The following is an 8716-nucleotide window of genomic DNA, read 5'->3' as shown; positions in this document are numbered from 1 at the left end:
TCAGCGCCTTGGGGCCGATCGGCTCGCCGGACAGGTGCGGGGTCATCACCAGCGCCACCTCGCCGATGGTGGCGTCGAGCTCGTCGAGCACGCTGCGCTGCTCGGCGATGCGCTCGGTGTACCAGTAGAAGGCGGGGTGCTCGGGCAGATTGCGGTACTCGTACGAGTCATCTTGCAGCAGAACCTGATTCACGATCAGCTCTTCGACCCGCACGCCCATCAGGGCCAGCGAGCCCAGCGTTCGGGCCGCCTCGGCCGCGACCACCCGCTCGGGGGTCAGCACCAGGTGCGCACTCACCAGATCGCCGTCGGTGAGCAGCGCGCTCAGCGACTCCACCTCCGAGCTGATCCGCTCGAGCAGCTCGACCACCGCCGCCGACCGGACGTCGTCGGCGGTGACCGACAGCCGGCGATGCCGCGGCCAGGCCCGCTCGACGTACAGCCCGAAGGTGGCGGGCAAAGTCAGCATTCGCAGGGCGTCGGCGGTCGACGCGCAATCGACCACCACCCGATCCCATCGCCCGCTGCGGGCCAGCCCGCCGACGGCGTGCAGCCCGAGCACTTCCTGCACCCCGGGCAGGGCCGAAAGTTCTTCGGGCGCAATGGTACCCAGTTCGGAGTCGGGAAAACGCCGATCCAGGGTGGCGACGACCTCACGCCAGCGGACCTCGAGCAGCGCCAGCGTGTCCAAAGCCAGTGCGTCGAGAAACCCGCCGCCGGCCTCCGCTTGCCCGGTGTCCAGGTCGGCCAGCACCCGCACCAGGTCGCCCCGACTCGGCGAGACGGGAACGCCCAGTACGTCACCCAGCGAGTGCGCCTGGTCGGTGGAGATCACCAGCACCCGTTGCCCGGCGCTCGCGGCACCGACGGCGGTGGCGCAGGCCAGGGTGGATTTCCCTACCCCGCCTTTGCCGACGAAAAGGCTGATCCGGGCCGGGGCGGGCGCTCCGAATTCAGTGGACTCACTCAGCCTCGACTCGTTTCTTCAGATCCTTCAACGCGGTGTCGGTCAACCGGCGCTCGGCTTTGCGCTTGAGCAGCCCGATCATCGGCATGGCCAGGTCGACGGAGAGTTCGTAGGTGACTTCGGTGCCAGATCCCTTGGCCGCCAGTCGATATGAGCCTTCCAGCGCACGGAGCAGCGAGCTCGAGACCAGCGTCCAGCTCACCGATTGGCGATCCTTGGGCCACTCGTAGGACATCACCATCGTGTCCTTGATCACCGTGGCGTCCATGACGATCCGCGCAACCTTCGGGTAGCCGTCGGCGTCCTTCTCCTGGACCTCGGCTTCCTTGTACTCCGAGATCCACTGCGGGTAGGAATCGATGTCGGCGATCACCTGCATCACGGTGGCCGGGTCGGCCTCGATGTAGATGGTTTGCGTCGTCTTCTCCGCCACCTGATTGCTGCCCTCTCTCCCGCGAACGGATCGACCGCTGTCGACTGTGGGGATCCCGCGGGTCTCGGTCCGACACGGTACTCTCCGCGGCGGACCCGACCCGGCTAAACTACCGGAGAAACTCCGACCGGACGTGACCGTTCCAGTGTCGTCTTGACCTCGAAGGCCATTTTCTTGCCCGCCACCCGACGGCGGTGCGTCATCTTCGCCAAGTTCAGCTTGGCCAGCTGCCAGGCCGCCACCCCGGTCGGCTCGGCGTGCAGGAAGTAGTGCAGCACGACGCCGTCCAGCGACGGTTCCAGCCAGATTTCCATGGTGCCCGTCAACGCGCCGGTGACCGACCACCGGATGCCCTTTTCCCCGCGGTCCTCGACGACCTCCAGCCGCAGGTCCGGCCACCAGCGCCGCCAGCTGGACCGATCGGCCACCGCGGCGCCCACCCGCGCGCCGTCGGCGGCGACAAACGTCTCATCCGCGATCTGGATGCTGTTCATCACCCCAGCTTCACACACCGGCCCGCGCCGCCCCGCCGAGGGCGGGCCGGACGTCGCGGCCCGCAATCGCGGTCCCGGCCCACCCACTGCTAGCCGTGCTGGGTCAACGCGCGGATTAGGCTGGTCGGCAGCAACCCGCTCCCGGGAATCTCCACGAGGTCGATTGAGGTCATAAGAGTGCGTGAGTACAGCGTCCCCGCCCGCTTCTCCGTCGGCGAAAACGACAACATCGCCGCGATGGTCTTCGAACACGAGCGCGACGACCCCAACTTCGTCATCTACCAGCGTCAGATCGACGGCGAGTGGACCGACGTCACCTGCGCCCAGGCGGCCGAGCAGATCCGCTCGGCCGCATTGGGTTTGATCTCCCTGGGCGTAGAGGCCGGCGACCGGGTGTCCATCTTCTCGGCCACCCGCTACGAATGGGCGATCCTCGACCTGGCCATCCTGGCGGTGGGTGCGGTCACCGTGCCGATCTACGAGACGTCGTCGGCCGAGCAGGTCCGCTGGGTGCTACAGGATTCCGAGGCGGTGCTGGCGTTCGCGGAAACCGACGAGCACGCGGCCATGGTCACCGAGCTGACCGCCGAACTACCCGCGCTGCGCCGGGTGCTGCACATCGACGGTTCGGGGCCCAAGGCGCTCGACCAGCTCGTGGAGGCCGGCGCGTCGGTGGCACCGGCCGAGCTGACCGCGCGCCTCGAGGCGCTGCGGGCGTCGGACCCGGCCACCCTGATCTACACCTCGGGCACCACGGGGCGGCCCAAGGGCTGCCAGCTGACCCATTCGAATCTGCTGTATGAGACCCGCGGCGCCAAGGAGAGCCTGCCGACGCTGCTCGACGAGGGCCAGCGGCTGCTGGTGTTCTTGCCGCTGGCGCACGTGCTGGCCCGCTCGCTCACGTTGTCCGCGTTCGCCAACAAGGTCACCGTCGGCTTCACCAGCGACATCAAGAACCTGGTGCCGCTGTTCGCGGTGTTCAAGCCGACCGTGGTGGTGTCGGTGCCGCGGGTGTTCGAGAAGGTTTACAACACCGCCGAGCAGAACGCCTCGAACGACGGCAAGGGCCGGATCTTCGCGGCGGCCGTCCAAACCGCCGTCGACTGGAGCGAGGCGCAGGACCGCGGCCGCCGCGGCCCGCTGCTGCGCGCCAAGCACGCCCTGTTCGACCGGCTGGTGTACAACAAGCTGCGCGCCGCGCTGGGCGGCGACTGCCACGCGGCCGTCTCCGGCGGCGCGCCGCTGGGCTCGCGGCTGGGGCACTTCTACCGCGGCGTCGGCCTGACCATCCACGAGGGTTACGGCCTGACCGAGACCAGCTCGGCGATCACCGTCAACCAGGTCGGCAACGTCAAGATCGGCACGGTCGGAACGCTGGTGCCGGGCAACAGCATGCGCATCGCCGAGGACGGCGAACTGCTGGTGCGCGGCGGCGTGGTGTTCACCGGCTACTGGCGTAACGAGCAGGCCACCCGCGACGCGTTCACCGATGGCTGGTTCAGGACCGGCGACCTGGGCGTGCTCGACGAGGACGGCTTCTTGAAGATCACCGGGCGCAAGAAGGAGATCATCGTCACCGCCGGCGGCAAGAACGTCGCGCCGGCCGTCCTGGAGGACCGGCTGCGGGCCCACCCGTTGATCAGTCAGGCGATGGTCGTCGGGGACAACAAGCCGTTCATCGGCGCGCTGATCACCATCGACCCCGAGGCGTTCGACGGCTGGAAGCAGCGCAACCAGAAGGGTGCCGGCGCCTCGGTGGGCGATCTGGCCACCGACCCCGACCTGGTCGCCGAGGTGGACGCGGCCATCAAGGACGCCAATCAGGCTGTGTCGCATGCGGAATCGATCCGCAAGTTCCGCATCCTGCCGGTCGATTTCACCGAGGACACCGGCGAACTGACGCCGACGATGAAGGTCAAGCGCAACGTGGTGGCCGAGAAGTTCGCCTCCGACATCGAGGCCATCTACGAGAAGGACTAATGGGCGCCGGTCAGCCCAGCAGCGCGCCCAGCCGCGCCGCCAGGGTGTCCCACCGCCACTGGGCCATCACCCAGTCGCGTCCGGCCGCGCCCATCGCGGCCGCGCGGTCGCGATCGCTCAGCAATTCGGTGACGGCACCGGCGATCTCGGCCACCTCGCGGCCGTCGACGACCAGCCCGGTCTTGTTGTGCTGCACCGTTTCTGGGGCTCCCCCGGATTTGCCGGCGATGACCGGCACGCCGGTCGCCGAGGCCTCGAGGTACACGATGCCCAACCCCTCGACGTCCAGCCCGGCACCGCGGGTGCGGCACGGCATCGCGAACACGTCGGCCAGCGCGTGATGCGTGGCCAACTCGGCGGCCGGTACGCCGCCGGTGAACGTCACGTCGTCTTCCACCCCACACTCACGGGCCAGCGCGCGCAGCGAGTCCATATACGGGCCGCCACCGACGATGACCAATGCGGCGCCGTCGACGCGCCGCCGGATCGACGGCAGGGCCTTGATGAGCATGTCCTGGCCCTTGCGTGGCACCAGCCGCGACACGCACACCACGGTGGGTCGCTCGCCCAACCCGTAACGGTCACGCAGCTCGGCCCGGCCCGCCGGGTCGGGCCGGAACCGTTCGGTGTCCACACCCGAGGGCAGGTATTCCAGCGACGCCTGGGGGCCGAACGCCGGCGCGAACCGGGACCGGGTGTAGCGGCTGACGAACGTGACGACGTCGGTGTCGTCACCGATGCGGCGCAGCACCGAGCGGGCGACCGGAAGCATCGACCACCCGACCTCGTGGCCGTGGGTGCTGGCCAGCACGCGGCTCGCCCCGGCCCCGCGGGCGCGGGAGGCCAACAGCGCCAGCGGCGCGGCCGCGCCGAACCAGACCGTGTCGATGCCGCCCTCGGCGATCAGCCGCCGCATCCGGGCGTCGACCGCCGGGCCGGGCAGCATCAGGGTGCCCGGATGGCGCACCACTCGATAACCGGCGGCCTCGGCTGAGTGGTCAAAGGCGTCGGCGCCCTTCCACTGCGGCGCGTACACCGTCACCGTATGCGGCCCGGCGTCGACCAACCGGCCGACGAACTCGCCGAGGTACGACTGGATGCCGCCCGGGCGGGGCGGAAAGTCGTTGGTTACCAGCAGGACCCGACTCACCTGCGACAGGCTAGCCTGGCGCCGGCGCACCCCGCGCATACGGTCCGAGCCGGGCGATGCGGCCTTAGTGGCCCAGCCACTGATGCCAGCGCGTGAGCAGGCCCGCCGGGCTGTCGCCCAGCACATCCTGACTGGCGGCGGCGATGTCGACATGCCGCACGCCGCAGGTGGCCAGGTAGAGGTCGCGCAATTTCGGCGCTCCGTAGGTGTCGGCGACGAATCGGGCGAACCACCACGCGCGGTCGTAGGCCAGCGAGCGCTGCTCCCCCGGCACGTCGAGATCGGCGTCGGTGGGCAACGTCATGGGCAGCAGCGTCTCGGCGGGCACCGGCACGGGCGGGCGGCCGACGAAGTCGGCCACCCCCTCGGTGAGCCAGCGAGGTGCATCCGCGACGGTGTCGGCGCGCGCGGCGTAGTGAAAAAGCTCGTGGCCTAACACGATTCGCAACGACGCGGCGCTCATGGTGGCCGCGCCGGGCGCGAACACGATCCGCTGGCCCTCGGCGACCCGGCGAACGGGATCGAGCCGGTCGACCACCGTCACGGCCGCGATGTCGGCCCACTGCGACGCCGGTCCCCCGCCGGCGGCGGCGCGAAATTCCTCGTCGGTGCCGGCCGCGACCACCGAGATCTCACGGGCCCAGTCGGTACCCCAGAACGACTCCACCGCGGCGATCGCCGCGGGCATGCCCGACGCCACCCGGGACAGCAGCCGGTCGTTGGCGGGGCCGCCGAGCCCCAGCAGCCGCACGGTGCGGTCGCCGACGGTGATCGACCTGGCCGACGCGGGGAGTTGGCTCCGGGCCGGGGTGACCAGCTGGGCGGGCCGGATCCGTGCTTCGCGCTGGGCGTCGAACGGCACGGCCGCGGCCACCAGCAGTTCGACGACGAATACCCAAGCCAGCAGTATCGAGAGCCGCCGGCGACGCGGTCGGGGGTGTCTAGTAACGGCGAGCGTCGTAGATCGGACCGCCGGCGCTCATCGGCGCCACCCGGACCGGCACGCCATAGGTAGAGGAATGGATCATCATGCCGTCACCGATGTAGATGCCGGTGTGCGAGGCGTCGGAGTAGAAGGTCAGCACGTCACCGGGCTGCAGATCACCCAGCGAGACGGGCTGCCCGCCGTGGGCCAGCGCCTGGCTGGAGTGCGGCAGCGAGATGCCGGCTTGCTGGAATGCCCACATCACCAGGCCGGAACAGTCGAAACCGCCGGGTGCGGAGCCGCCCCACACGTAGGGCGAACCGACCTGGGTCAGTGCGGCCTGCACGACGGTGGCGCGGTCACCGCCGCCGACACCGCCGGGCGTCGTCCCGGGCATGCCCGGCATTCCGCCGGCGGGCGGAGCCTCACCCGGCGCCTGCCCGGCGGGCGCGCCCGGGGGCGCCGCTTCCGGGGGTGCCGGAGCGCCGGGAGGCGGGGCGGGGTTGGCCAGCGCGGTGCGCTGATCGGCCGTTAAAGAAAGGTATTGGGACTTGACCACCGCGATCTGCACCTGCAGCTGGCTCTGCTTGGACTGCAGGCTCGCCCGGACCGCCGCGGCCTGCTCGGCCGCGCTCTTGGCGTCGGCGGCCGACTTGGCGGACTCGCGCTCGGCCTTGGCGGCCTGCTCCCCGGCGATCTGGAAGCTCTTCATCTGGTCGGTCATCTGCGTGGCCATCACGCGCTGCACCGCCAGCTTGTCGATCAGGCCCTGCGGCGAGCCGGCGGTCAGGATGGCTTCCATGCCGTCGACGCGACCACCCATGTAGGTCGCGGCGGCCAGCTTGTTGACCGAATCCTGATACGAGGCCAGATGCGCCTTCGCCGCATCGACCGCGGCCTGGTCGTCGGTGTGCTTCTTGTCCGCCGCGCGCTGGGCGGCCAGCTTGTCGTTCAGATCCAGCTGGGCGCTGTGCATCGCCTCGGTGGTCTGCTCGGCCTGGCGCGACAGTTGGTTGAGTTTTGCCGTGGCGTCCTCGGCCGGGTCTGCCCACACGGGGGCCGTCACCACACCGGACAAGATCGCGAAGCCAGCTAGCGTCCCTATTGCCGACCGTGTCAGGACACGCGCAACCGGGTACCTAGATGCAAGCCTCAAGATTTGCTTCCTTAAACGGCCATCGACGAATAGGTCGTCGAGCTGGTTTAGGTCTCAAACAGGTTACGAAACGATATCGGCGTTTGTCCAAAGCGAGCGGTTAAGAAATTAGAAAGAATCCTGTCATTTCTATGTGAATCGTTTCGCGTTCGCGAGGACCTTTGCGGGACAAGGCGATTACGCTACACCAGAGCCACGGTCCCGACGAATCGGGACAAGCCGAAGGCGCGGCGCCAGGCCGGCCTCGGCGAGAACCTCCAAAGCCGCTCGCTCGTCCTGCAATAAAGTATCCGGAACCCCGAGTATCACGCTGACGACACAGTCGCGGCAGCCGGGGCCTCGCACCGCGCACTCGTCGCAGTCGATCACCACCGGCGTCCCCGGTTCGGGCGGCGTCATGCCGATGTCGGTGGGTTCGGTTCGTGGTGCCATCGGGGTGGGTCCTCTCGTTTGGGCTCCGGCACAGTGGGTCAGCGAACATCACGCCGGACTGCCCGAACCGTAACCGCGGTCACCGACAGGTATCCGTCCCCGCGCTCCGGCGTGGGAGCCGCCCGGGTGTCGGTCGTCGGGCATAACGTCACCGCCGTGGCTTCCCGGGACGCGACGCAGCTGAGCTTCGCCGACGTCGGGTCACCGTTCACGCCCGACGAGCTCTCGCTGCGCGAGACCACGTTCGTCGTCGTGGACCTGGAGACCACCGGTGGGCGCACCAAGGCCACCGGGGGAGCCGCCCCCGACGCCATCACCGAGATCGGGGCGGTCAAGGTGCGCGGCGGCGTGGTGCTCGGCGAGTTCGCCACGCTGGTGGATCCGCAGCGCAGCATCCCGCCCCAGGTCGTGCGGCTGACCGGCATCACCACCGCGATGGTCTGCGACGCACCGGCCATCGACGCGGTGCTGCCGATGTTCTTCGAGTTCGCCGGCCTGGACCACGGCACGGTGCTGGTCGCCCACAACGCCGGATTCGACGTCGGCTTCCTACGGGCGGCGGCGCAGCGGTGCGACATCGCCTGGCCGCGCCCGCAGGTGCTGTGCACGGTCCGGCTGGCCCGCCGGGTGCTGTCCCGCGAGGAAGCGCCCAGCGTCCGGCTGGCCGCCCTGGCCCGGCTGTTCGCGGTGGCCACTCAGCCCACCCACCGCGCCCTCGACGACGCCCGCGCCACCGTCGACGTGCTGCACGCCCTCATCGAGCGGGTGGGCAACCAGGGCGTGCACACCTACGCCGACCTGCGCACCTACCTGCCCGACGTGACACCCGCGCAGCGCCGCAAGCGGGTGCTCGCCGAGGGACTGCCGCGCCGGCCCGGCGTGTATCTCTTCCGCGGGCCGTCGGGCGAGACGCTCTACATCGGCACCGCCGTCGACCTGCGACGACGGGTCGGCCAGTACTTCACCGGCGCCGACCCGCGCGGCCGGATGAAGGAGATGGTCGCGCTGGCAGAGTCGGTCGACCACGTCGAGTGCGCCCATGCGCTGGAGGCCGGCGTGCGCGAGCTGCGGCTGCTGGCCGCGCACGCCCCGCCATACAACCGGCGGTCCAGGTTTCCGCACCGATGGTGGTGGGTGGCGCTGACCGACGAGGCCTTCCCCCGCCTGGCGGTGGTGCGG

General features: G+C 69.8%; 9 protein-coding genes. 2 read left to right on the top strand and 7 right to left on the bottom strand.

Going from position 1 to position 8716, the window contains the following annotated elements:
* The 3 genes from A5622_RS10435 to A5622_RS10425 all read right to left on the bottom strand — a co-directional run.
* Positions 1-970: ArsA family ATPase (locus A5622_RS10435; RefSeq protein ID WP_197507987.1), on the bottom strand; the 970-nt coding region annotated here is incomplete at its 3' end.
* A complete protein-coding gene (locus tag A5622_RS10430) occupies positions 963-1400 on the bottom strand; it encodes an SRPBCC family protein (RefSeq protein ID WP_066862605.1) in 438 nt (145 codons plus the stop codon). The genes A5622_RS10435 and A5622_RS10430, both read right to left, overlap by 8 nt.
* A gap of 104 nt (positions 1401-1504) precedes the next feature.
* On the bottom strand, positions 1505-1894 hold the full coding sequence (locus tag A5622_RS10425; protein ID WP_066862607.1) for a polyketide cyclase / dehydrase and lipid transport: 390 nt from the start codon (positions 1892-1894) through the stop codon (positions 1505-1507).
* A 177-nt stretch (positions 1895-2071) separates the two neighbouring features.
* Here A5622_RS10425 and A5622_RS10420 point away from each other — a divergent pair, with 177 nt between their 5' ends.
* Positions 2072-3874 (top strand): long-chain fatty acid--CoA ligase, encoded by a 1803-nt coding sequence (locus A5622_RS10420; protein ID WP_066862610.1) that lies wholly within the window; start codon positions 2072-2074, stop codon positions 3872-3874.
* Between the two features lie 10 nt (positions 3875-3884).
* On the opposite strand, the gene pimB is transcribed toward A5622_RS10420, so the two are convergent.
* From pimB to A5622_RS28100, 4 genes are all read right to left on the bottom strand, one after another.
* Complete coding sequence (pimB, locus tag A5622_RS10415; RefSeq protein ID WP_066878340.1) at positions 3885-5024, bottom strand: GDP-mannose-dependent alpha-(1-6)-phosphatidylinositol monomannoside mannosyltransferase; 1140 nt, start codon at positions 5022-5024, stop codon at positions 3885-3887.
* 64 nt (positions 5025-5088) lie between these two features.
* Positions 5089-5904, bottom strand: coding sequence for a hypothetical protein (locus tag A5622_RS10410; RefSeq protein ID WP_066878336.1), 816 nt, complete (start codon positions 5902-5904; stop codon positions 5089-5091).
* 61 nt (positions 5905-5965) lie between these two features.
* The gene (gene ripC, locus A5622_RS10405; protein WP_066878334.1) at positions 5966-7105 is read right to left on the bottom strand and encodes a peptidoglycan hydrolase RipC; all 1140 of its coding nucleotides are present in this window, start codon (positions 7103-7105) and stop codon (positions 5966-5968) included.
* A gap of 177 nt (positions 7106-7282) precedes the next feature.
* Entirely contained in the window at positions 7283-7537 is a 255-nt protein-coding gene (locus A5622_RS28100) for a hypothetical protein (RefSeq protein WP_197505174.1), read from the bottom strand.
* Positions 7538-7663: 126 nt separating this feature from the next.
* Here A5622_RS28100 and A5622_RS10400 point away from each other — a divergent pair.
* The coding region (locus A5622_RS10400; RefSeq protein WP_197507986.1) for a DEDD exonuclease domain-containing protein at positions 7664-8716 on the top strand (1053 nt) is incomplete at its 3' end.

Source organism: Mycobacterium sp. 1245801.1 (assembly GCF_001673055.1).
Taxonomy (GTDB): Bacteria; Actinomycetota; Actinomycetes; order Mycobacteriales; family Mycobacteriaceae; genus Mycobacterium; species Mycobacterium europaeum_A.
This window is presented reverse-complemented; position numbering and strand designations above follow the sequence as displayed.